Origin of the sequence: Pedobacter sp. AK013, assembly GCF_014205835.1 — a bacterium.
Taxonomy (GTDB): domain Bacteria; phylum Bacteroidota; class Bacteroidia; order Sphingobacteriales; family Sphingobacteriaceae; genus Pedobacter.
Genome location: NZ_JACHCQ010000009.1, coordinates 107,719 through 132,857, shown reverse-complemented (window position 1 = coordinate 132,857; position 25,139 = coordinate 107,719). Strand labels below are relative to the sequence as shown.

Genomic DNA, 25,139 nt, shown 5'->3' with positions numbered 1-25,139 from the left:
ATTAAAAACTAAACAAATTATACACGTGGGCTGTTCATAGCCGATAACATATTGCCATAAATTGCATTAAGCGATGATAAGTTTTTAGCCAACTTGCCCACCTCTTCTTTAAACTGTTTCGAATCTTCCATCGATTCGTTAAAGTTTTGCATGGTTAATGATAAATTTGAATAAAATTTATTCATCGATTTTAGATGCGCGCTAGAATCTTGTAATTCCAGTTCATAAACTGCATTTAATGCTGATAAATTTTTGGCTAAATTGTTTACTTGATCATGATAAGCCTGAGAATCTACAGCGCTTTCGCCCATTGCTTTCAAATTAGCTGTGGCTTTATCAAAAGATGCACTTAAATTATCGAAACCAGCAGAAGCTGTTTTAATTTTTCCAGTAAATTCGTTGGTTGCTGTAGATGCATCTGCAACATTGGATATTGTTGCCACTTTATCACCAAAAGTACGCAAACCAGAGCCTAAACTTTCAATCAGTTCAGGACCGATTTTAGCATCTGATAACATTTTATCCAAAGCAGCTGTATTAGACGCTGTAGCTGCAACTGGCCTGGCCGATGCAGTTGGCAATTCCCCTTTAAAATCAGCTTTTAGTTCAGGATAAACTCTTTCCCAAGCTGGTTCTGGCTCTGGTGGAAAAAATCCTGTTAAAAAGAATAAAAACGCCTCTACCCCAAGACCAAGACCGATCATATAGTTACCCATAATTCCACCAATGTGTAGAATTTTAAATAACGCTCCAATAATTACAATACTTGCTCCCCATGAAATCGCTACGTGTAACCAGCCTGGTTGTTTCTTTGCTGCCATAAAATTTTGATGTTTTTCTTTAGTTTTTAGTTTGTTTGGTTTAATGTCTTAAGTCGGTACCAGGATAAGATGAAACACATCTGAAACCAATATATGATCTTTGTGTATCCTGATATTCGTATGTTGCTACTGCATTTTGAAGAAAATAGCCAGTGTCTTTCCATGAACCGCCCTTTACTACTTTGCGCTTTTTGTATTTGCTATCAGTTGCACCGGCATCATAAGTAAAATTTGGATTCAAATCGTGCAATAATGGGCTCGCACCTTTATTGTAAGCTGTTAATGTCCATTCGGAAACATTACCTGCCATGTTGTACAAACCATAGTCATTAGGGAAATACGACCTTACACCTACCGTATAAATACCACCATCGCTCGAATAATCGCCACGGCCTGGTTTAAAGTTAGCCTGTAAACATCCTTTTGTGTTTCTAATATAAGGGCCTCCCCAAGGATATTTGGTTTTGGTATTACCACCTCTTGCAGCATATTCAAATTCAGTTTCAGCTGGTAGTCTATAGTCTGATCTAGATCCTGCAGGTAATTTTCGTGCTGTAGCAACACCATCATATAACCTTGTTCTCCAATGCGAGAATGCTTTTGCCTGCTCCCAGCTTACACCAACTACAGGATAATCGTCATACGAAGGGTGGTTATAATAACCACGCACCATTGGATCGTTTTGTGAATAAGAATAATCTGTTTTCCATACCATGGTATCAGGATAAATAGCAATGGTATACCGATCGATATAATCTTGGCGTTTGCTGTTTGGATCTTTATGCCCCAACGCAGCTTTCTCCATATTTAATTCAGCATATGAATATTCGAATTTACGAACATCTAATTCTTTCTTCCCAGGAAGTGCATCTAAACCTGAATAATACATACCATCTAGCTGGCTAACCTGGGCAGCAGCTGCACCCCTTCCTTTATTACGCCAAATATTGGCTCCATTAGGGCCAACTTTCTTCCAGTCGATGTATTTTTCCCCACCAACAGCATTTGCAGCATTTCCTTTAGGCGTAATCATAAATTGTTGCGGGTTGCCCATCATCACAATTGCAATCGAATCGCGTACCCAGTTGGTAAACTGGCGGTATTCTGCATTGGAAATCTCGGTCTGGTCCATAAAGAACGCGCTAATGGTAACCATTTTACTTGGCCCATTCTGCGAGAAAGTAATATCTTCATCCGATCCTCCCAGCGGGGTATGCCCTGGTGGCACATAAACCATTCCTAGTGGGATTCTATCGTTTTTAAATTTTCGGTTATAAGCACCAACCAGCTCGCCTTGGCCGCCATGGCCACAGCTTGCTAGCATTACAGTTATACCTACAATAGCTAGAAAGTAGATTTTCTTCATATTTTTATAGTGTGCACAGCACGATTAGGAGCAATTTTATCAAAAATCACTGAAATTATCTACAAAAGCAAATATTTTACGTTAAATCATTACTTAAAGGCAATTAAAGTTAGATTAACAATCTTCTAACAACCTTATATTTTATTCAATAACATGCGTAACTCTCTTACTAACAGTAAAGTTACGCATTTATTGTACTGACTTAGAATAAATTATTTATCGTATTATTTATTAGATATTTTGATGTAATTTTCGATGGCCATCGTCATCGATGGAACGCCTGGGGTTGGCGCTGCAATATCCACTATCAGATCCATATCGGTACAGGCCTTACTCGTGTTGGTTCCAAAAGCAGCAATTCGGGTATTATTTTGTTTAAAGTCGGGGAAATTTTTAAACAATGACTGGATACTTGACGGACTAAAAAAGGCGATAACATCGTAGAACACCTCAGCCAGATCAGACAGATCGCTCACTACTGTTCTAAACAAAACGGCAGGTGTAAAATTATACCCACTTTTTTCCAAAAACTTCATTGTGTCTTCAGTAGCCATATCAGAGCAAGGGTATAAAAACTTCTCGTTTGCATGTTTTTTTAGCACCTCTGCTAAATCTGCAGCAGTTTGTTTACCAAAAAAGATTTTACGCTTTCTATACTGAATATATTTCTGCAGATACAAAGCAATGGTCTCAGACAGGCAGAAATATTTCAACTCTGCTGGCACTTCATAACGCATTTCTTCACAGATTCTAAAAAAATGATCTGCTGCATTGCGACTGGTAAAAATTACTGCTGTAAAATCGGCCAGATTAATCTTATCCTTTCTAAAGTCTCTTGCTGGTACACCTTCAACGTGAATAAAAGACCTAAAATCAACTTTTAAATTGTGTTTTTTGGCCAAATCGTAATAAGGAGATTTTTCTGTTTCAGGTTTTGGTAGAGTAACCAAAATACTTTTTACTTTGCGGATTCTAGAGTCGTTCGTTTCTTGCATTTTCCTTTTTCCTGCTACAGCCCTATCGTTTTAATTAGTATTAGGATAGGACATATTTCGAGGGCGCAAAAGTACAAAATTAAATGCATTCTAGAAAACTTATTATTAGAAAGTATTGTAATTCCTGCCCTTAATAATTGAAATGCAAAAATTATGCCTAACAACAAGAATGCCAACACGATATATATCGCGCCGTATTTAAGTGGCGATAGCGCAAAAGCAACAACCAGGGGGATAAATAGCAGTGATGCATTGAAGTAGCTGAGGTACAATATAGAGATGTATTCGCCCACCGGTTTCTGTACATTAAACAAGTATCCCAAAAAGCGTAAAAGAACCAGTTTGAGGGCATAAAAAACAATTATGGTAATGGATATACTGAAGAAGAACTTAAACCCATCTTTAGCCTGATACATATCATTCCACTGCGCAACCAGAAAAAAGAACATTCCAAAAACGAAACCAAACTGCACAAAAAGCAATAAAAATGGCCACGAACTAAAGAGGTTATCTTCTTTGTTAATATTATTCAAGATCCTGTTGCTAAAAAACGATTGAACGATTGCCGATAATTGCTTCGAAAAAGCATTTTTTAGAATCGCAAAGATGATGAGCATACCAAAAATAAATCCCAGCAAACCAACATTGCCTTTTGGTATTTTTGTGCCAAGCTGATACGGATTCGCCCTTTTCTTTAGGTGCTGGTATTTCTTTTGCCAGGCCAGTAGATCGAGTTTAGGAAAAAGATATTCCTTTTCGATAGTATCAAGTAAAGCTCCCTTATTAATTAAACTATCAGGAAGCACCCAGGTATGGTGAACCAGCGAATCGGTCGAAAATTTCTGTCTGGCGAGTGTTGCCGAATCGGGCCGGTACCTTCGGTACTGATATTGATTTACGGCTACGCTATCTGTTTGAACAGGAATTTCTTGTGCCGCTACAAAATTAGCAGACCATACAAACGCAAACAAGAAAAAAATAAATTTCGGCATGCTGTAAATCAAAACTTAAGGATGCAAAAGTAGGTGAATAATCATTGTTTACCTAAAGAAAATAAATGGATTGATGAATACGAAGATCTGTTATGACCTTGCAAACAAAAGAAGTGCTGTGTAATCGCCTTTGTCTGCCTGTTTCAATGAATTAAGGTATCCTCTCCTATTCTCACTTTCCTTAGAAAGATTTTCAGCTCCCCAGGTAAACACCTCTTCATGAAATAATTTTTCAACAATAATATCTGCCAATAACCTACTGTGCCTGCCATTTCCATTAGAAAAACAATGTATGCTTACTATCCGATGTTTAAAGCGGATAGCTATTTCATCCGGAGAATATGTATTATTTTCAATCCAGAACTTAGTATCTTCCAATAAATTCTTTAATTCAACGGTAATCTGCCATCTATCTACACCAATATTTTTATTTGTTTTGCGGAATGCCCCTGCCCATTTCCAAACATCTTTATACATCCGCTTATGTATATCTTTAATAAAGGCTTCATCTAATAATTTTTCTGGTTTAAACTTTTTGCTTAGTGTCCATTTTATCGCTTCTTCGATATTTTGTTGTTCGAATTCGTCGAGTTCTTCTCTGGTTGCAACAGTAGAGATGAGCAGACCTTCTTTTTCGTCTTCGTCTAAAGGGGTTTGCCCATCAATATAGTTCAAATCTAATCCCATAAAATTTTAGGCATTTCATTTTTAATTTCTTCTGTCCTTTCTTTTATGGCTTTCTCAATCCTTTCTTTAGAATTACCCTGGTCTTCTAATTGCATAGTATTTGAAGTACGGAGAACAATTTTTGTAGCCAATTCATTTGACTTTTTTTCAATCATTGCCTCTAACGATCCATCTTTAGGCACAAAACCATAAACCAGTTCCATATCCAAAACCCTACCCAGCTCCCTAAGAGATTTTATGGTAATCGAACCATCGGCTTCTCTTTTTTCTATGTCTAAAACTCCTTGTTTACTTATCGCTAATTTATTAGCCAATTGCTGCATAGACATACCTAGGGTATTTCGGATTGCTTTAATCCAACCATTTGGTGGAATTGCAATTCGGCTCAAATTTGCAAAACTTAAAAGTTTGCTATTTAGCTGTTGCAGCATTAATGATTTCTTTCCCATAACACTAAAAGTAAAGCTATTACTTTACCTTATTAATACAAAAGTAAAGTTATTACTTTACAAAAACAAAAATAAAGTAAAGCTATTACTTTACTCTATCTCAGCATAACCTACATACATTGGCTAACTCTATATTTATGACAATAAAGAAAAATTAACTTCGCTATCTTTGCTCCAATGTCTGGTATTTACATCCATATTCCGTTTTGCAAAAAGGCCTGTCACTATTGCGATTTTCATTTCAGTACTTCCTTAAAATATGCTGATGAAATGGTTGATGCGATCTGCAAAGAGATCAAAATGAAAAAAGACCGGATTGGCGGACAGGTTGGAAGTATTTATTTTGGTGGCGGAACGCCCTCTATTTTATCTCAGGCGGCTTTACAAAAAATTTTCGATGCCATTAACCACACTTTTTCGGTTGATGGAAATGCTGAAATTACCATCGAAACCAATCCAGACGATTTAACCGCCCAGAAGTTAAAAGAACTGAAACAGCTACCTGTTAACCGTTTCAGTGTAGGCATTCAATCTTTTTATGATGAAGACCTCATCTGGATGAATCGGGCTCACCAGGCACAAGAAGCGGAAGATTGCATCAGAAGAAGTCAGGACGCCGGTTTTGAAAACTTAACCCTCGATTTAATTTATGGCTATCCTTTGCTAACGGATCAGAAATGGCTAAACAATATCCAAAAAGCAATTGAGCTTGAGGTTCCGCATATTTCGGCCTATGCCTTAACGGTAGAACCACGGACAGCTTTAGCACATACCATAAAAAATAAAAAACAAGCCCCCATAAATGACAACCAAAGTGCCGCTCAGTTTGTAATTTTGATGGATAAACTGGTAAATGCCGGATTTGAGCACTATGAAATTTCGAATTTTGCTAAACCGAACCGTTATGCCGTACATAACACCAATTACTGGAAAGGAATAGATTATATTGGCATTGGCCCGTCCGCACACGGCTTTAACGGTCAAAACCGCTACATGAACCCTGCCAATAACGCCTTGTATATAGAAACTTTGGGACACAACAAACTTCCTGAAATTGTTGAGGAACTGAGTTTAAACGACAGGTTTAACGAATACATTATGACTTCGTTAAGAACGATGTGGGGAACTGATTTACAAAAAATAAATACCGATTTCGGGAAAGACTTTTTAACAGAAACAAAACACAACCTTAAAAATTTCGGAGATAAAGACTGGCTAGTGGCTGACGGAGATAATATTTATTTAAGTCAAAACGGAAAATTATTTGCCGATCATATTGCTTCGGAATTGTTCATTGTTGAGAATGATTGAAGGAATGAATTAGAGTGAGTGGATGCTTTTTTACGAGTTTATCATTCTCTAATTCAATAATTATATATTATGTCAAAAATTGTATGGATTACAGGTGCATCATCAGGTATTGGCGAAGCCTTGGTATATGAGTATTTTAAAGCTGGCAATAAGCTAATCATCTCGGGAAGGAATCGCGATGAACTGTTCAGGGTAAAAGGAAATTGCCAAAACTCTTTTAATATACATGTTTTACCATTCGATTTGAGTGAAACAACTACACTGGAAAACAAGGCTGCCGATGCCATCCGTATTTTTGGAAAAATAGATTTACTGATCAATAGCGGTGGTGTAAGTCAACGGAGTTTAGCATTAGAAACCAACCTGCAAACAGAGCAACAGATTATGAATACCAATTTTTGGGGAACGGTTGCACTGAGTAAAGCGGTTCTGCCTTTGATGATTGCCAATGGTGCTGGGCAGATCGTTGTAATTAGCAGTCTTGTTGGGAAATTCGGTACAAAATTCCGTTCCACTTATGCAGCTTCTAAACATGCGCTGCATGGTTATTTTGATTCACTCCGATCGGAAGTTTACGATAAAAACATCGATATTACCATCATCTGTCCAGGTTTTATCAAAACAAATGTAACCTACAATGCGCTTACTGCAGATGGCAAGCCCTTAAATAAAATGGGCGATGCACATGAAAATGCCATGACACCTACTGAATGTGCAAAACAAATTGTGCTGGCCATTAGGAACAAAAAGGAAGAGGTTTATATTGGCGGAAAAGAAACCAGGGCAGTCTTATTAAAACGCTTTTTCCCTAAGCTTTTTTCTAAAAAAGTAAGAACGGCGAAGGTGAATTAGAAGTGTTTGACGCTGGGTGTTAAGCGTAATCGGCTAAGTTTATAAAGGATGTGGCTTAGGGGCTAGTCCATCCGAAGAATCACTACAGCACTTTTACAAAGTAAAAAAAATAAAATTAAATAGCTAATAATCAATAAATTAAACAATAATTTCAATTTCTAAAAACCAAGTATCTGTACGCTATCGTAAATGGAATCAAATAACAGAAACTTAAAAATTAGAAATAATGAAAAATTTAATCTTAGCCGTATTTGCCGTAATTACAATGGCATTCACAACTCAGGTTTACGCTCAAAAAAACCCAATGGTTGGTGGAGCAGCAATGTATGCAACTAAAGATATTGTAGACAACGCTGTACATTCGAAAGACCACACTACCCTGGTTGCAGCAGTTAAAGCAGCAGGTTTGGTAGAAACTTTAAAAAGTGCAGGTCCCTTTACCGTTTTTGCTCCAACCAACGCTGCATTCGATAAACTTCCTGCAGGTACTGTTGATAATTTGGTTAAACCAGAAAACAAAGCAACCCTTACCAAGATTTTAACTTACCACGTTGTTGCCGGTAAAATGGACAGCAAAGCAATTGCAAAAGCAATTAAAGCTGGTGGTGGCAAAGCAGAACTTAAAACTGTGCAAGGTGGTAAACTTTGGGCTTGGATGGAAGGCAAAAAATTAGTGTTAAAAGATGAAAAGGGAGGAATGAGCACCGTAACAATTGCAGATGTTTATCAAAAAAATGGGGTAATCCATGTTGTTGATACCGTCTTAATGCCTAAATAAAATTTTAGATATCCTTATTAAAACATATATCACATCCGTGATTATGGTACAAATGCCCCTCTCTTAAACGTAGGGGCATTTTTATTATAGTTAAACATACTTTCTGACTTTTTTTGATGAATTGTCAGTTGTTTTTCAAGTTTTCGCATTTATAATGTTTACTGTTTTTTAACTATTTAATTTTACTGCATTAATAGTTTTTTAACATGAAATTCAATTTATCTCCGATAGATGTAGTTGAAGACATATCTAAATCAGATTTCGAGCTGAACTACCTTAAGCCACGTAAACCTTTGGTAATAAAAAATATGGCCAAAAAATGGCCTGCTTACCAAAAATGGACAATGGAATACATGAAAGAAGTTGTTGGCGATAAAACTGTTCCGCTTTACGACAGTTCTAAAGCCGATCCTTCTAAACCTATAAATGCATCTGCTGCCGAAATGAAATTTGGCGACTATATAGATCTGATTAAAGAAACACCAACCGATCTGCGTATCTTTTTGTTCGATCCGATAAAATTTGCACCTAAGATACTGGAAGATTACATCGCACCAAAAGATTTAATGGGCGGTTTTTTGGATAGCTATCCCAATATGTTCTTCGGCGGTAAAGGTTCGGTTACCTTTTTACACTACGACATTGATTTGGCGCACATTTTCCATACGCACTTTAATGGGCGAAAACATGTGATCTTATTTGATTATAAATGGAAAGAACGTTTGTATCAGATTCCATATGCCACTTATGCCTTAGAAGATTATGATGTGGAAAACCCTGATTTTGATAAATTCCCCGCATTAAAAGGCGTTCAGGGTGTCGAAGCTTTTTTAGAACATGGCGATACCTTATTTATGCCAACCGGATACTGGCATTGGATGAAATACCTGGATGGATCTTTTTCTATTAGTTTAAGGGCATGGGATAAAAGCTGGGGCGTGAAAGCAAAAAGCTTGTATAACTTAACTTTACAGCGTAAATTTGACGACTTTATGAAAGCAAACTACCGTGAAAAGTATATGCACTGGAAAGAGGAACTTGCAGTTAAAAGAGCGAGCAGAGCACTAAAGAAGAATTTACCAAAATAAGAATAAAAGCTAACGATAGGATGAGGTTTGGACGCCAATCTCCTAACACAAAATCAATATGCATCATAACATTATAAAAATTCAGCAAGAGATAGAACCACTAAGGCAAGAAATTATTAGCCATAAAGTTTATTCGGCCATTAGTGAAATAGAAGATCTTCGGATTTTTATGGAACACCATATTTTTGCCGTTTGGGATTTCATGTCGCTGCTTAAAGCCTTACAAATTAATTTAACCTGTACTACACTACCTTGGTTTCCGGTAGGCGATCCTGTTACCCGACAATTGATCAATGAAATTGTTGCAGGCGAAGAATCGGATGTAGATGCTAATGGGGCCATAAAGAGCCACTTTGAACTCTACCTGGATGCAATGGAGCAATGTGGCGCAAATACAAAACCTATCAATATCTTTTTACAGGAACTAAAAAACGGGAAAAGCTTTAAAGAGGCTTTTGAAATTGCTGAAGTACCCGCAACTGCAAAAGATTTTGTTAATGCTACTTTCGAAACCATTAACAGTGGAAAAACACATTTGCAGGCAGCAAGTTTTACTTTTGGTCGCGAGGATTTAATTCCAAACATGTTTTTTAGCATGGTAAATGACTTGAATAGCGCCCAGGCCGATAGCGTTTCGATCTTTAAATACTACTTGGAGCGCCATATAGAAGTAGATGGCGATCACCACAGCCATTTAGCGCTCTCCATGACGGAGAAACTTTGTGAAAAAGATGATACCTTTTGGGCTGAAGCAGAAGAAACCACAAAACAGGCGCTACAAAAAAGGATAGCCCTGTGGGACGCGGCCTATGCCGAAATTGTTAAAAATAAAGTTGAGGCGTAATTATTAAATTGTTAAGTATTTACTAATTTTAGATTACGTGATTTTAGTCACATTTACCTGCTAGCATCAATTTTATAAAATAAAATTTACACATTTGTTGTTCGGCACAAATAACCGATTTTAAGCGCATGAGTTTCATTTTAAAACCTGTTGATATCGTTGAGAGCATTACTCCCGAAGATTTTAAGAAAAATTATCTGAAAACTAAACGTCCGTTAGTAATCAGGGGCCTAACCAAAGACTGGCCTGCCAGAGAAAAATGGACGACTGAATATTTAAAGGAAATTGGTGGCGAGCTTGAGGTTCCACTTTACGACAACTCTAAAGCTGATCCATCAAAACCGATTAATGCAGCTACGGCGCATATGAAATTTGGCGATTACCTTGACCTAATTAAACGCGAGCCAACGGAACTGCGCATATTCTTTTTTAATCTGTTTAAAAAAGTACCGAGTTTAATCAACGATGTAAAAATCCCTAAAGATTTAATGGGCGGTTTCATTGAAAGCATGCCTGCAATGTTCTTTGGCGGTTCTAACTCCGTAACCTTTTTACATTACGATATCGATTTACCGCATATTTTCCATACACACTTTGGTGGCAGAAAACATATTGTTTTGTTCGACAATAAATGGAAAGACAGATTGTATTGCCTGCCAAATGCAACTTATGCTTTAGAAGATTATGATGTAGCCAACCCTGATTTCGAAAAATTCCCGGCACTTAATGGTGTAGAAGGTTATGAAGTTTTCTTAGAGCATGGCGATACTTTATTTATGCCAACCGGAATGTGGCACTGGATGAAATACTTGGATGGTTCATTCTCTTTAAGCTTGAGGGCATGGGATCAATCAATTTCGCGCAAAGTAGCCAGTGTTTGGAGCTTATTTACCCATGGCGCAATTGATAGTTTGATTAAAATGACTTTCAAGGAAAAATATGCAAACTGGAGAGAGAAAAAAGCAGTTAAAATTGCCGAGAGGGCTTTAGCTAAAGGCAGACCATAAAAAGGCACTAAAAATTAAAATACAACGGGGCATCGGTTACGATAGCCCCGTTTCTTGTTATTATTGCAATTAAACACCGAGAAATAAAAATCAGATACCGAGATGGAAAATAATATCTTTAGCGAAAAAGAAAAAATGTTGGCTGGCAAAGCTTATCTGGCTGGCGGCGAAGAACTTTCGAAAGAAAGATTAAAAGCCCGTGAAATCGTTTTCGAGTTTAACAACCTCGCACCAAAATTTATCAAACAGCGTAAAGAGTTATTGAAAAGGTTATTCGGGAAAACAGAAAGAATGTTTTATGTAGAGCCACCGTTTAGATGCGATTATGGCTACAATATCGAAATTGGCGATCACTTTTATGCAAACTTTAACCTGGTTATTTTAGATTGTGCCAAGGTTCGCATTGGTAATAACGTTTTTATTGCTCCAAACGTTGCTATTTATACTGCAGGGCATCCTATCCACGCACATTTACGCGATCAGGAATATGAATGGGCACAAGAAGTGACCATTGGCAACAGTGTTTGGATTGGTGGAAATGTAGTGATTAATCCTGGTGTCAAAATAGGATCTAATGTGGTAATCGGATCAGGCAGTATTGCAACCAGAGATATTCCGGATAATGTTTTCGCCGCCGGAAATCCGTGCAGGGTAATCCGCCAGCTAACCGATGCAGACAAGGATTATTATTATAAGGATTTTAAGTTGGGCGAATAAATAAATCATCGTTCCCTATCTTTAGCAGGACTTAAAAACTTAAAAAACGGCGTCATCTCGACTGGAACGCAGTGAAATGGAGAGATCTATATTGAGAGATTTTGCTTCGCAGAGCCTGCGGGTTCTCGACTTCGTTGCACTCCGCTCGAAATGACGAACAGAGGAGCTTCGCTACTAAGGTAACTCTGCCTCCCACATCCATTTTTCATTCCACATCCTTAACTGCTATGATCAACAACTACTTTCCATTCGCCTTTAATTTTTTTAATTAACAAGGTAAAATATCCTTTAAGTTCATCCTTTTCTCGTTTAACATTCCAACTGCCCAACACAAAAGCCAAATCAGGTTTCAAAAAATCTACCTTTTTAATCCCAAATACCAAAAACCCCATTGCAGATTTATCCGGGTAGCCTTTTTTATAATTATCTAATGTTTTTTGCCAGCCATAAGTTGGTCCGTTTTTACCTACAAAAAGTAAACTGTCTGATTTTTCATAACCTTGCATAAAGGCTTCAACATCGCCTTTGTTCCAATCTGTACGTTGCTTTTCGAGTAAATTGAGTATGGCCTGTTTATCTTTCGCATTTTGAGCAAAAGTGCTAAAGGAAATTAAAAATAATGCAATTACGAGTATTCTTTTCATGGTTATTTAAGTTGAGGTAAAAATTAAAGATATGAAACAAATTATTTTGTTCCATGCGTAAAAATTCTTTATTTACATATCTATAAATCTTCTATGCAAAATAAAGTAATCACAATTGGCGAAATACTCTGGGATGTTTTCCCGGAAGGTAAAAAAGCTGGCGGCTCGAGCATGAACGTTGCCCTTAATTTACATAAACAAAGTATAGAGAGTAGCTTTATTAGCGCCATAGGCAATGATGAAAACGGAAAAGAGTTATTCAGTTTTCTAGCTAGCAACCATTTTGCCACTAATCTGATTCAACTAAATACTGAATTACCAACCAGTACCGTTGTAGTGCAGCTAGACGAAAATCATCAGGCTACTTATACCATTAAACAACCTGTGGCATGGGATGATATCAAAATTACCGACGAAAATATAGCAGCCGTAAAACAGGCAGATGCATTAGTATACTGTAGTTTAACCTGCAGGGAAGAAAAATCTAAAAAAACCATTCTTACACTTTTAGAAAATGCCAAGACTAAAATATTCGACATTAACCTCCGCGCCCCGTTTTATAGCAAAGAATTAATTGATGAGCTTTTGGCAAAAGCGGATATCTTAAAAATAAATGAAGATGAAATTTTATGGGTGAAAGAATCTTTTGGCTTAAGTGGTAATACAGATGAACAACTTTTAAAACAACTTTCTAATCGGTTTAACATTAAAATAATCTGCCTTACACTTGGCGATAAGGGTGCCTGTGTTTTAAAGGATGGAAAATTATTTAAACATTCTGGCTACAAGATACAGGTAGCTGATACTGTTGGTGCAGGAGATGCCTTCTTAGCTACATTTATTGCTTGTTACCTACAAGGCTACCCCATGGAAACCACTTTGGATAATGCCTGTAAAGTTGGGGCCTTTGTGGCCTCTCAACCGGGCGCAAACCCTGATTATAATAAAAAGATTTACCATATGGCCTTGGGTTAGTTTTATTTTTTAGCCACGGAAACACAGATTGACACGGAATTTTCACTTCTAAAACGGTGGGGGGGGGTGCGTTAGGGATTGTAAGGGTTCAGTGCCGATCCTTCATCGGCACCGGAGCGCAGCGCAGCCCTGAAAAGCCCGCCCCTTGCGCAGCTTGGGTAACGCCCTAATCAGTTTGACAGTTTCCAGTTTACCTTAATTTACGCTCCAAATATGACACCGCGCTTAAATTTATACAAAGCGAAACTTTTATCTTCGATAAATCGTTAATACAAGCACATGAGAGGTTTTCGTTTTTCTGATTATAAGCCAGGCGATACGCCTAAGGGTGGGTTTGATGAGTTGCTGAAATTATTTAGCGAACTGCTGAATTATACCGCTGGAGATGCGGCAGAGGCTTTAAGCTGGCTGAACGAGCTCGACAAGCAATATAAATTAACCAATAACGATTATGGTATCGGTAATTTTATTGACGACCTGAAAGACAAGGGTTACCTAACGGAAGACAATCAATCGGGAGAATTTAAAATTACAGCCAAAACCGAACAGACGATCCGTAAATCGGCCCTTGATGAGATTTTCGGGAAACTAAAAAAATCAGGGCGCGGAAATCACAATAGTAATCAATCAGGCGTTGGTGAAGAAAAAAATGCCGATAGACGTGAATATAACTTTGGCGACAGTTTGGATCAGATTGATATGACTGCTTCTATACATAATGCACAGATTAACCATGGTATAGGCGATTTCACCTTAACTGACCGTGATCTGGAAGTAGAGGAAAAGGATTTTAAAACCTTAACTTCTACCGTATTGATGATAGATATTTCGCATTCGATGATTCTATATGGCGAAGACCGGATTACCCCTGCCAAAAAAGTTGCCATGGCTTTAGCCGAGTTGATTAAAACGAAGTATCCTAAAGATACTTTAGACATTGTGGTTTTCGGAAATGATGCATGGCCAATTAGCGTAAAAGACCTGCCTTATTTACAGGTTGGCCCCTACCATACCAATACTTATGCAGGATTAGAATTGGCTGCAGATTTACTCCGTCGAAGGAAAACGCATAACAAGCAGATTTTCATGATTACCGACGGAAAACCGACCTGCTTAAAGGAAAATGGCAAATACTACAAAAACAGCATGGGTTTGGATAGGAAGGTAATTAACAAAACTTTAAACATGGCTGCCCAATGTAAGCGGCTGAAGATCCCGATTACAACATTTATGATTGCCAAAGACCCTTACCTGCAACAATTTGTTCGCCAGTTTACCGAAATTAATGGCGGCAGGGCTTTTTATAGCTCCTTAAATGGTTTGGGCGAATACATTTTCGAAGATTATATTAAGAACAGACGTAAGACAGTTAAATAAGGTAGAGGGTAAAAGGTGGAGGTTTAAATTAAAACCTAAAGCCAAAAGACCTATCTAACCGGTATTGGAAAACATTTAAACAAGGGAAGATTTAGTGATTGAGTTTGCGCTGCAACGTTAAAGCCTAAACCTTAAACCTTAAACCTATTTTAAAAGATGCAAAACACCACATTAGGCGAATTAAAAACCACAGGATATAAATCGAGATCTGTAAAAGAAGAGCTTAGGGAAAATCTGATTAAAGTTCTGCGTGATAAAAAAACCGAATTTGAAGGCATTATTGGCTACGATGAAACGGTAATTCCGGAACTGCAAACAGCCATTTTATCGCGTCATAATATTTTATTACTGGGATTACGCGGACAGGCTAAAACACGTATTGCCCGTTTAATGGTAAACCTACTGGATGAGTATGTACCGTATGTTGCCGGAAGTGAGATTTTTGATGATCCCTTGAATCCAATTTCATGGTATGCTAAAAACGAAATTGCCATAAAAGGCGATGATACCGAAATTGCCTGGTTACACCGCAGCGAAAGGTATACTGAAAAACTGGCTACACCCGATGTTACCGTTGCAGATTTAATTGGCGATGTTGACCCCATTAAAGCCGCTACATTGAAATTAACCTATAATGATGAGCGTGTAATCCACTTTGGCTTAATTCCCCGTGCACACCGAAGCATTTTTGTGATTAATGAGCTTCCTGATTTACAAGCACGTATACAGGTTGCGTTATTTAATATGTTACAGGAGAAAGATATTCAAATTCGTGGTTTTAAACTGCGCTTACCTTTAGATATCCAGTTCGTATTTACCGCAAACCCTGAAGATTATACCAACCGCGGAAGCATTGTTACACCTTTGAAAGATAGGATTGAAAGTCAGATTTTGACCCACTATCCTAAAACCATCGAAATTTCGCGCAAAATTACTTTTCAGGAGGCAAAATTAACGGCAGATCAAAAAGCAAATATTGAAGCCGATGGGCTAGTGAAAGACCTGATAGAGCAAATTGCTTTTGAAGCCCGTAAAAGTGAATACATCGATCAAAAATCTGGTGTATCGGCCAGGTTGACCATCTCTGCATACGAAAATTTAATCAGCACCGCCGAAAGAAGAATGTTGATTGCAGGCGAGAAAAATACTTTCGTACGTTTATCCGATCTGGCAGGAATTATCCCTGCCATTACTGGTAAAATAGAACTGGTTTACGAAGGTGAATTAGAAGGGCCGGCACATGTAGCCACTACCTTAATCGGCAAAGCAGTTAAAACCTTATTCGCCCGTTATTTCCCCGATCCTGAAAAGGCTAAAAAAAGCAAAACCGCTAATCCTTACACCGAAGTAACCGAGTGGTTTACCGAAGGTAATAATGTTGATGTTACCGATGCGTTAACCAATGCACAGTATAAAAAAGCACTGATGCTGGTACCGAGTTTATACGATCTGGTTAAAAAATTTCATCCTAAATTAAGCGAGAACCAAACCTTACTTTTAATGGAATTCGTATTACATGGTTTAGCTGAATATTCGCAATTGAGCAAAAACTATTTAAATGGTGGCTTTGGTTTTTCTGATATGTTTGGCAGTTTATTTAATGCCGAATTTGACGAAGAGGAGGATGAAGACGATTTCAGATAAGAATTAATGGAATTTAACGGATATCTTTTATCATTAAGGTTAAAACAAGAGCACCTTCCTAATGGATATCCGTTTAATATCCCATGCTTAAAATCTTTTGAAAAGTTAGACTTCCATCCTAATGTTACTTTTTTTACTGGCGAAAACGGCATTGGAAAGTCGACCCTCATTGAAGCTATCGCAGTTTATCTTGGTTTTAATGCAGAAGGTGGGGGCAAGAATTTCAACTTTAAAAGTACGGCAACACATTCTGCTTTGCACAACTACCTCAGTATAACTAAAGGGTTTAAACAAATTAAAGACGGTTATTTTTTAAGGGGAGAAAGTTTCTACAATGTTGCAAGCGAGATTGATAAGCTAGATGAGGAACCTGGTGGACCAAAAATTATAGATTCTTATGGCGGTATTTCCTTACACGAACAATCGCACGGAGAATCCTTTTGGTCGGTATTTATGAACCGTTTTAGCGGCCATGGTGTTTATATACTGGATGAGCCAGAATCAGCACTTTCTGCTACCAAACAAATCGCCATGTTATCTAAAATCAATAATTTGGTCGGCAAAAATGCGCAATTTATCATCGCAACACACTCTCCGATCTTATTGTCCTACCCCAATGCTTGGATATATGAAATGGCTGAAAATAAAATAGCTAAGGTTAAATACGAGGAATCGGAAGTTTATCGGGTATATAAATCCTTTTTAGATCATCCTCAGCGAATATTAGATAATATATTTACTTCAAATACTTAATTTAGTCAGATTAAATCTGCCTTGTTTTTATACTTAAATCGAATAACCCGATCATATGGGAAGATTACCTTTCATTATTGCTGCCTGCATTTTCATTATCGCATTTGATATTTACTGCTTTAAGGCCATTATTGCTGTTTTTAAAAAATGGAAACCAAATACGAGAAAGGCATTTGCTATTGCCTATTGGACCTATAGCACATTACTGATCATCGGTGTTTTTTGTGGCATTTACCTCAATCTTTTCCTTACGCTGAGGGCTATTATCTTAGTGGCCTTCTTTTTAACCGTAGCTTGTAAATTGGCCATGTTGCCTTTTTTGTTACTTGATGATTTACGCAGGTTGTTTATTAAAATTTTCAGGAAAAATAAAACAGCTGAAATTTCAACCGTACCACAAACAGCACAATCTACAACTGCAGATTCCATTTCGCGCTCTGAGTTTCTGGTTAAAGCCGGATTGGTGGCAGCAGCTGTGCCATTAACTTCCCTAAGTTGGGGTATTATTTCTGGCGCATACGATTACCAGGTGAGACGGGTAAATTTAATCCTCCCTAACCTACCCAAGGCTTTTGACGGTATTACCATGGGTCAGATTTCTGACATCCACTCTGGTAGCTTTTATAACAAAACGGCTGTAAAAGGCGGTGTAGAAATGTTATTGGGTGAAAAGCCTGATTTTATTTTTTTTACAGGCGATTTAGTAAACAACCTTACTAATGAAGTAAGAGATTACCAGGATATATTTTCAAAAGTAAAAGCACCACTCGGTGTGTATTCATCATTAGGCAACCACGATTATGGTGATTATTATTTTGGAAAGGAATCATCTCCTGCCAAGGTAAAAAACCTGAAAGATATGGTTGATGTACATAAGGTAATGGGTTACGACTTACTCATGAACGAAAACCGGAGATTAAAAGTAGACGGAGAAGAAATCGGGATTTTAGGAATTGAAAACTGGGGTATGGGCCGCTTTCCTAAATATGGAAAAATGGAACTGGCCGTTCAAAACACGGATGATTTACCAGTTAAACTTTTGCTTAGTCACGATCCTTCGCACTGGCGCGGAGAGGTTTTGAAAAAATACCCGCAAATAGATGCCATGTTTAGTGGGCATACGCACGGAATGCAGTTTGGCGTCCGTTTTAAAGCAGCCCAATGGAGTCCGGTGCAATACATTTATAAAGAATGGGCAGGTTTGTATCAAGAGCAAAAACAACAGCTTTACGTTAATGTGGGCTATGGCTTTTTAGGTTATCCTGGCAGGGTTGGCATTTTACCGGAGATAACTATTTTTACTTTGAAGAGAGCTTAGATAATTTTAAATGAGAGAATGATTGAATGAAAGAATGGGCATTACGCTTAAACATTCTCTCATTCAAAACTCAAGAATTCAATCATTATCTTATCCCGCGTTAAAGCGGTAACCTACGCCCCTCACGGTTTGTAACAACTGCGGATTATCCGGATTTAATTCTATCTTCTTACGTAAGCGTACAATGTGCATATCAAGCGTACGTGTATTTACATCAGAGTTATAACCCCACACGACCAACATCAGTTCATCGCGGTTGATTACCTTACCAGGATTACGTAAGAAATAAAGGAGGATACGGTTTTCCAATATCGTTAATTCGATTTTCTTTCCATCTCTGAATAATGTATGGATGTTTGGATGATGTTCCATATTGCCAAAACGATGAATTTCGGCAGTATCTTTATTCACAATAAACTTCACCTTACTCTCCAGCATCGCAACCAAAACATCCATATTAAATGGTTTGGTGATATAATCAGATGCGCCAAAGTTGTAGGCATCAATTTTATCCACATCCTGTGCTTTGGCCGTCATCATAATGATCAGGTTTTCGAAACCCTGCTTGCGCACATTCTCGCAAACTTCTGCGCCCTGTTTACCAGGCATCATCCAATCCAATAAAACAATATCAGGCTGATCGGCTAAAATCATTCTTTCACCAGCTTCGCCATCATTTGCTTCGAGCACAGTATAACCTTCAGCCTTTAAACGGTGGGCCACAAGAAAGCGAAGATTTTCATCATCTTCTACAATTAATATTTTTACTTCTTTAGACATTTATGTGTGTGTTACATTGTAATGTTGAAACGTTGCAATATTTGAAGGTTAATTAACTTTACAACCTTCCAACCTTTAACTTTTCAACCTCTAAAAATTAACTATTATATGGCAGTACAATTTTAAATTCAGTACCGCTCCCTACTTTGCTTTTTACAGAGATTTCTCCCTCCATAAAGTTAACCAGTTCTTTGCAGAATGCCAAACCCAGGCCTACACTGCCCATTTGGTTATATTCATTCTGTATCCTGAAAAACTTCTTAAATATATTGTTTAATTCTGACGATGCGATACCTATCCCTTTATCGGCAAACCGGAAAACCAATACCCCTTTAATCAGCTTTGCGCTAATGTGCAACTTCTTCTGTTCCGGTTTCGAGTATTTGTAGGCATTCTCTGCCAGATTATCGAATAAACTACCCAATAATACCGGATCGGTAATAAACGTTTTAAAGCCCACCACTTCATAGGTAATCTTAAAATCGGGGTGTTTTAATGTATGCGATTCGATTGTACTTTCAATAAAATCTACAATATTAACTTCTTCTTGGTTCAGTTTAATCGCCTTATTTTCGATCTGCGTAAAAGCCAGTAATTTGTTCATTAAACCATTCAACTTATCGGCTTCTTCATCCAGTATCTTGCCATAAAGCTGCTGTTCCCTTTGGCTTAATGTGGTAGCACTTTTAATATTATTTCCTGCAATCTTAATTACACTAACGGGCGTTTTAAACTCATGCGTAAGGTTATTCACAAAATCGTACTGCAGCTTAAACATTTTACGGTTGATGTTCAGGTTACGGTAAATCAAAAAAGCAACCAATAAAAGTACCCCATATACCAGCAATAACACCAGGGCAATTGGCATGAAGTAAATAAAAATTTCTTTCTTGATGTAAGATTTTGATGAAATGAGGTATAGCTTAAAATCAGAAAATGCGCCTGGCAGGGCAATTTCGGTATTAATACTCTCATCAGAAGTATCAATCGGATCATAAGTTAGCGGTTCAATCCTGATCGTTTGGTATAGCAATGGCCTGGTATTGATGATCTTGATTTTATGCGCGTCGAGATTAAAAACCAGTACATCCTGCTGATAAACAGGTGCCGGATTTAACTTCCGCCTGATCATATCTTTATAGGTCCTTAAATCTTCCCGGCGGGGAATATTTAAATAAGTGATTTTATTTTCGTTCGAATTAACGATAGAAAAGTTGGTGAACAGTTCTTCTTGTGTAGGTACTGATGCGGTATCGAGATCTTCAACAAAAGTGGCAAGTTTAATGGCGATTGCATTAAAATCACTTCCCACATTAAAAGATCTCGTATCATCTTCTGAATACAGCTTTACCGAATCGGGTTTTACCCCTTTACCAAACTGGAAAATAGATTTTGGGCCAATACCCAGATGATTTGCATTAATCCCATCTTTAACAGGCACATTCTTCACCTCTGTATCGTAAAAAGTAACCTTCGAGATAAAAGGATATTTTAACATCACGGTATCAACAAACTTCGCTGCTGTAGAAGAGTCTAAAAAGCCACTATAATAAGAAATCTCAGGCATTTTATTCTGAAAGAAATCGTTATAGGGTTTAATACTTTGCTCAAGTACATTTACTTTCTCGGAGACAAAATCGTTCTCGATCGATTTTTTGCTATAGTTAAATGCTAAAAAAAGCGATAGGATAAAAAGAATGGAAATGAGTACAATGAAGGTTACGCCGAGCGAGAAATTTTTACGATAACCACTTTTTTTATCTAAGGCCATACCCTATTTCTTACCTAGATTTTCCTGTAAAAATTCTTCTAAAGCTTTGTATAATGCCGTTCTGCTCTGTTGGCGTACTATTGGGTTTGGTCCTTCTTCTTTTTCGATATAGGTAACCTGAACATTCCGTTTTTTCAGTTCCTTAATAAACTGAACGCCCTCTGCTACATTAACACGTGGATCTTTAGGGTTTTGTGCAATAAAAACAGGCGATTTAAACCGATCAGCATGGAAAACAGGCGATGCAAACCGCATATAATCGGTATCAGTTACCGGGTTGCCAACAATTTCATAATACATCTGCAGATTCGCTTTTAAAAACGGGGGAATGGTTTTCAGGTAACTGAATAAATTGATTACACCTGAATTTGATCCGCCACATTTATAAAGATCGGGATTTTTATACAAACAATTTAATGCAATATAACCTCCAAAACCATTGCCATAAATAGCAATTTTTTTAGGATTGGCAATTTTTTTGGCAATTAACCATCTTACTCCATCATTAACATCTTCCTGGATTTTATCGCTCCACTGCTTAAAACCAGCAGCATAAAAAGATTTTCCATAACCTGTAGATCCACGATAGTTAACCTGCAAAACAGCATAACCACGGTTAGCCAAAAACTGTACTTCGGCATTATAGCCCCAACTATTTCTCCCCGTTGGGCCATTATGCGGCAAAACTACTACCGGTAAATTAACAGCCTTTTTATTTTTTGGTAAAGTTAAATAACCGTTAATGGTTAAATTATCGGCACTTTTAAAACAGATTGGTTTCATGGCACTCATATCGCCCTGTTTAATGGATGGGCTAATATCAGTTAGTTTTTTAAGTTTATTCTCACCAACGGTATAGAGATAATAAGAACCCGGATTTTTATCGGTAAAGGTTCTTACCACAAAAACCTTATCCATTTTGTCTTTATCCATAATTTTCCATTCGGTACCTGGCAAAAGCCGGTCTATTTTCGAATAGGTAATCCTGGTACTATCATCAAGGTAATATTTTTCCTTTTTCCAGGTTTCGCAGGTTACAAAAAGCATTTTCTTTTGTAGGCGCGAATATTTTGCATCTACTACATTTAAGGTATCATTTGCAAAAAGCACCTGCTTTTCTTTACCGGTTTTTAAATCGAGTGCCACTAACGCATTCTTATCCCTATTTACATTAGAAATGGCATAAAGTATATTAGGCTGGTTTTCTGAGAAAGCAATGGGCTGTAAAGTGGTTTCGAAATTATTGGTAATTACAGGGGCAAAGGCCTGGTTTTCGTTTTCGCGATACATTAATGTTTCGTTCACTCCATCGCTTGCTACAGCAATTTTTAATACCCCTCTGTTATCTGTCATCCATTCGGTAATATTACCAGGGTTTTTGGCCGCGATATCCATCTTACCATTCCGGACATTTAAACGATAAACATCGAAAACTGTCGAATCGCGTTTGTTAGATGCAACAATAATGTATTTGTCATCAATTAACTGATCTTCTATTACCCTTAGCCTGCTTTTCTCGTTGGCACTCAGCTGAACCTGCTTGCTTCCATCTTTATTGATGACGAAAATATCCGACTTACGCTCTTTAGATTCGTCTTCAGTATAATAAATCAGCTCATTATTGCTGGTCCAGAAATGGAAACTGATATTCTTCCCATTCAAATGGGTTAACTGAATGCTATTTCCAGTAGTAAGATCTTCAGCAAAAAGATCAAGTTTTTTATCATGAAGCTTTAGATAAGAAAGACTTTTCCCGTCTGGAGAAATGCGATAGTAGGCTTTATCCTGTGTTTTAAAAAAATCGTCTACAGGAATAGTATCATTGTTAGTGCCTTTACAAGCCCAAATCAATGCAACCATTAACAATAGAAAAATCCTTTTTAGCATAAATAAATCCTTTACAGGATGACAAAAATAAGTATCACAACAACTTAACCGTGATTTACACCAACAATGTTACTTATGCAATCAATAATAAGTCGTGGGTCAATTTAGTATTTATAAAATACCTACAAAATAAAATACAGGTAACATTTAAAATACGTTTAATATCAATTGGCAGTTTAGCTAAAGATGTATTAAAATGTTACATTTAAAACTTATAATTTAGGGTTTATGAACCGCTTTTTTTTCATCATTTTTTTATTTCTATCTCTTGGGGCCAATGCACAAATCTTTCGTCCCAATCAGCAGATTGCACCTGATGAAAGTAGTCTGGCTATTCAGTATTACCAGGATGGAGATTATGAAAAGGCAGTTGTGTTACTGGAAAAACTCTATGCTATCCCCAATAACGAAGCCTATTTTGATATTTATTTTAACACATTGTTAAAATTGAAACGCTATGATGTTGCAGAAAAAGTGGTTAAAAGGGAAATCAAAAAAAATCAGCAGAACGATGTTTATCCAATAGCGTTGGGTAAGCTGTATCAGGAGAAAGGCGATACGCAAAGTTCAAATAAAATTTTCAGTGATGTGATTAGCAAACTTCCTAAGGATGAGTTTAAGATCCGAAATTTAGCCAATAGCTTTTATCGGTTCGAAAATTATGATTTTGCGGTACAAACCTTTAAACAGGGTAGAAAACTATTGGGCAACGATCAAATGTTTACCTTTGAATTGTTAAATATCTATCGGTTTAAAAAGGATAAGCCCATGCTCATGCAAGAGTATCTTGATGCGCTTGGAACAATGCCACAACTTTTACCACAGGCTGAAGCTGTACTGTCTTCTATTTTTGAAGACAAAAATGATTATCAAACCTTTCAGGCGGCCATTTTAAGAAAAGTACAGAAAGAGCCTGATGCCGAAATCTATATTCAGTTACTGACCTGGAACTATATTCAACAACAGGAATTTGATATGGCTCTGCGCCAGCTTATCGCATACGATAAACGTACCAAAGCTGATGGCGGCACCTTGTTTAATGCCATTTATACCTTTATTGATAATGGTGCTTACGAAACAGCTATTAAAGCCTACGATTATCTATTAACCAAAGGAAAGGATAGCCAGTATTATCTTCCTTCAAAAATAGAAATGCTGAATACCAAGTATAACCTACGTACCAACGGGAAATATACAGTTGCCGACCTTGATCTGCTGGCGAAAGATTACCAGGCATTATTAGACGAAAACGGCAAGAACAGGAACACGCTTTTCGCCATAAAAAAACTGGCAAACCTGCAGGCTTATTATTTAAATCAACCCGGTAGTGCAGAAAAAGAGCTAGAAGAAGCCATAAAAATGCCAGGTATTAACGATCAGGACTTGGGCCAGCTAAAACTCGATTTAGGCGACATTTATATTTTAACCAACCAACCCTGGGAAGCTTTTTTAGTATACGAGCAGGTAAGCAAACAGTTTGAAGGGCAACCCGTAGGAAATGAGGCCCGTTTTAGAAGTGCTAAACTTTCTTTTTATCAGGGTAATTTCGAATACAGCAACGCCCAATGCTTGGTTTTAAAGTCTGCAACTTCGCAGCTCATTGCGAATGATGCCCTGAACCTGAGTTTATTGATTAACGATAATATTCAAACCCCTGCAGATAGTAATGCACTAAAAATGTATGCGGATGCAGAAATGCTTTTATTCCGAAACCTCCCTGAACGTGCAGTTAAAAAAATGGATAGTATTGCGATAGCTTTCCCTCAAAATAGCTTAAGCGATGCGATAATGATGAGCAAAGCAAGGATTCTTATCAAAGCCAACGATTTCCAAAAAGCAGCAGACATCTTAAAAAAAGTAACTGAAGACTTTAAAGATGGGATTTGGACAGATGATGCCCTATTTACACTAGGTGATTTGTACGAAAAGAAACTGAACGACATTGCGCAAGCGAAAATTTATTTCCAGAAACTGATTACAGATTATCCAGGGAGCATGTTCAGTGCCGAAGCCAGAAAAAGATTCAGGAATTTACGCGGAGATGGGGTTTAGTGGTTCAATGGTTTAGTGATAAACGGGTTAA

The 25,139-nt window shown here is 37.5% G+C and carries 23 protein-coding genes; 13 read left to right on the top strand and 10 right to left on the bottom strand.

Translation table 11 applies throughout. The features are described 5' to 3' along the window. Window positions 1–17: 17 nt before the first annotated feature. The 6 genes from gldL to HDC90_RS08545 all read right to left on the bottom strand — a co-directional run bounded on the left by gldL (window position 18) and on the right by HDC90_RS08545 (window position 5,310). Window positions 18–821 (bottom strand): gliding motility protein GldL, encoded by an 804-nt coding sequence (gldL, locus tag HDC90_RS08570; RefSeq protein ID WP_184465547.1) that lies wholly within the window; start codon window positions 819–821, stop codon window positions 18–20. 40 nt (window positions 822–861) lie between these two features. Further along, window positions 862–2,187 (bottom strand): SUMF1/EgtB/PvdO family nonheme iron enzyme, encoded by a 1,326-nt coding sequence (locus tag HDC90_RS08565; RefSeq protein ID WP_184465546.1) that lies wholly within the window; start codon window positions 2,185–2,187, stop codon window positions 862–864. A gap of 224 nt (window positions 2,188–2,411) precedes the next feature. Continuing rightward, window positions 2,412–3,182, bottom strand: a complete 771-nt coding sequence (locus HDC90_RS08560; protein WP_167297202.1) for a uroporphyrinogen-III synthase — start codon at window positions 3,180–3,182, stop codon at window positions 2,412–2,414. Between the two features lie 14 nt (window positions 3,183–3,196). Continuing rightward, window positions 3,197–4,174, bottom strand: coding sequence for a DUF4271 domain-containing protein (locus HDC90_RS08555; RefSeq protein ID WP_184465545.1), 978 nt, complete (start codon window positions 4,172–4,174; stop codon window positions 3,197–3,199). 90 nt (window positions 4,175–4,264) lie between these two features. After that, complete coding sequence (locus HDC90_RS08550; protein ID WP_184465544.1) at window positions 4,265–4,861, bottom strand: mobile mystery protein B; 597 nt, start codon at window positions 4,859–4,861, stop codon at window positions 4,265–4,267. Then, window positions 4,852–5,310 carry a mobile mystery protein A gene (locus HDC90_RS08545; RefSeq protein ID WP_184465543.1) on the bottom strand — a complete coding sequence of 153 codons (459 nt, stop codon included), beginning with the start codon at window positions 5,308–5,310 and terminating at the stop codon, window positions 4,852–4,854. Before HDC90_RS08545 ends, HDC90_RS08550 begins: the two co-directional genes overlap by 10 nt. Window positions 5,311–5,487: 177 nt before the next feature. Here HDC90_RS08545 and hemW point away from each other — a divergent pair, with 177 nt between their 5' ends. From hemW to HDC90_RS08510, 7 genes are all read left to right on the top strand, one after another. Further along, on the top strand, window positions 5,488–6,621 hold the full coding sequence (gene hemW, locus HDC90_RS08540; protein WP_184465542.1) for a radical SAM family heme chaperone HemW: 1,134 nt from the start codon (window positions 5,488–5,490) through the stop codon (window positions 6,619–6,621). A gap of 69 nt (window positions 6,622–6,690) precedes the next feature. After that, window positions 6,691–7,473 carry an SDR family oxidoreductase gene (locus HDC90_RS08535; protein ID WP_184465541.1) on the top strand — a complete coding sequence of 261 codons (783 nt, stop codon included), beginning with the start codon at window positions 6,691–6,693 and terminating at the stop codon, window positions 7,471–7,473. A 226-nt stretch (window positions 7,474–7,699) separates the two neighbouring features. Next, window positions 7,700–8,251: a fasciclin domain-containing protein gene (locus tag HDC90_RS08530; protein ID WP_184465540.1), complete on the top strand. Its 552-nt coding sequence runs from the start codon at window positions 7,700–7,702 to the stop codon at window positions 8,249–8,251. Window positions 8,252–8,457: 206 nt separating this feature from the next. After that, window positions 8,458–9,339 carry a cupin-like domain-containing protein gene (locus HDC90_RS08525; protein WP_184465539.1) on the top strand — a complete coding sequence of 294 codons (882 nt, stop codon included), beginning with the start codon at window positions 8,458–8,460 and terminating at the stop codon, window positions 9,337–9,339. 58 nt (window positions 9,340–9,397) lie between these two features. After that, entirely contained in the window at window positions 9,398–10,183 is a 786-nt protein-coding gene (locus HDC90_RS08520) for a DUF3050 domain-containing protein (protein ID WP_184465538.1), read from the top strand. Window positions 10,184–10,311: 128 nt separating this feature from the next. Next, window positions 10,312–11,190: a cupin-like domain-containing protein gene (locus HDC90_RS08515; RefSeq protein ID WP_167297210.1), complete on the top strand. Its 879-nt coding sequence runs from the start codon at window positions 10,312–10,314 to the stop codon at window positions 11,188–11,190. 102 nt (window positions 11,191–11,292) lie between these two features. Then, complete coding sequence (locus tag HDC90_RS08510) at window positions 11,293–11,907, top strand: sugar O-acetyltransferase (protein WP_184465537.1); 615 nt, start codon at window positions 11,293–11,295, stop codon at window positions 11,905–11,907. Window positions 11,908–12,125: 218 nt separating this feature from the next. Here the strand turns inward: HDC90_RS08510 and HDC90_RS08505 are convergent, their stop codons facing one another. Next, the gene (locus tag HDC90_RS08505; RefSeq protein WP_184465536.1) at window positions 12,126–12,551 is read right to left on the bottom strand and encodes a DUF4440 domain-containing protein; all 426 of its coding nucleotides are present in this window, start codon (window positions 12,549–12,551) and stop codon (window positions 12,126–12,128) included. Between the two features lie 93 nt (window positions 12,552–12,644). Here HDC90_RS08505 and HDC90_RS08500 point away from each other — a divergent pair, with 93 nt between their 5' ends. The 5 genes from HDC90_RS08500 to HDC90_RS08480 all read left to right on the top strand — a co-directional run bounded on the left by HDC90_RS08500 (window position 12,645) and on the right by HDC90_RS08480 (window position 18,618). Continuing rightward, a complete protein-coding gene (locus HDC90_RS08500; RefSeq protein WP_184465535.1) occupies window positions 12,645–13,526 on the top strand; it encodes a carbohydrate kinase family protein in 882 nt (293 codons plus the stop codon). Window positions 13,527–13,805: 279 nt separating this feature from the next. Next, on the top strand, window positions 13,806–14,903 hold the full coding sequence (locus HDC90_RS08495; protein ID WP_184465534.1) for a VWA domain-containing protein: 1,098 nt from the start codon (window positions 13,806–13,808) through the stop codon (window positions 14,901–14,903). Window positions 14,904–15,059: 156 nt separating this feature from the next. Continuing rightward, window positions 15,060–16,547 carry a sigma 54-interacting transcriptional regulator gene (locus HDC90_RS08490; protein ID WP_184465533.1) on the top strand — a complete coding sequence of 496 codons (1,488 nt, stop codon included), beginning with the start codon at window positions 15,060–15,062 and terminating at the stop codon, window positions 16,545–16,547. Window positions 16,548–16,553: 6 nt separating this feature from the next. Next, window positions 16,554–17,300 (top strand): AAA family ATPase, encoded by a 747-nt coding sequence (locus tag HDC90_RS08485; RefSeq protein WP_184465532.1) that lies wholly within the window; start codon window positions 16,554–16,556, stop codon window positions 17,298–17,300. Window positions 17,301–17,355: 55 nt separating this feature from the next. Continuing rightward, window positions 17,356–18,618: a metallophosphoesterase gene (locus HDC90_RS08480; RefSeq protein WP_184465531.1), complete on the top strand. Its 1,263-nt coding sequence runs from the start codon at window positions 17,356–17,358 to the stop codon at window positions 18,616–18,618. A gap of 90 nt (window positions 18,619–18,708) precedes the next feature. Here the strand turns inward: HDC90_RS08480 and HDC90_RS08475 are convergent, their stop codons facing one another. From HDC90_RS08475 to HDC90_RS08465, 3 genes are all read right to left on the bottom strand, one after another. Continuing rightward, on the bottom strand, window positions 18,709–19,398 hold the full coding sequence (locus tag HDC90_RS08475) for a response regulator transcription factor (RefSeq protein WP_086547960.1): 690 nt from the start codon (window positions 19,396–19,398) through the stop codon (window positions 18,709–18,711). Between the two features lie 97 nt (window positions 19,399–19,495). Further along, window positions 19,496–21,169, bottom strand: a complete 1,674-nt coding sequence (locus HDC90_RS08470) for a sensor histidine kinase KdpD (protein WP_167297217.1) — start codon at window positions 21,167–21,169, stop codon at window positions 19,496–19,498. Window positions 21,170–21,172: 3 nt separating this feature from the next. Continuing rightward, window positions 21,173–23,056, bottom strand: a complete 1,884-nt coding sequence (locus HDC90_RS08465) for a prolyl oligopeptidase family serine peptidase (RefSeq protein ID WP_184465530.1) — start codon at window positions 23,054–23,056, stop codon at window positions 21,173–21,175. Window positions 23,057–23,284: 228 nt separating this feature from the next. Between HDC90_RS08465 and HDC90_RS08460 the strand changes: the two genes are divergently transcribed. Continuing rightward, the gene (locus HDC90_RS08460) at window positions 23,285–25,108 is read left to right on the top strand and encodes a tetratricopeptide repeat protein (RefSeq protein ID WP_184465529.1); all 1,824 of its coding nucleotides are present in this window, start codon (window positions 23,285–23,287) and stop codon (window positions 25,106–25,108) included. Window positions 25,109–25,139: the final 31 nt, after the last annotated feature.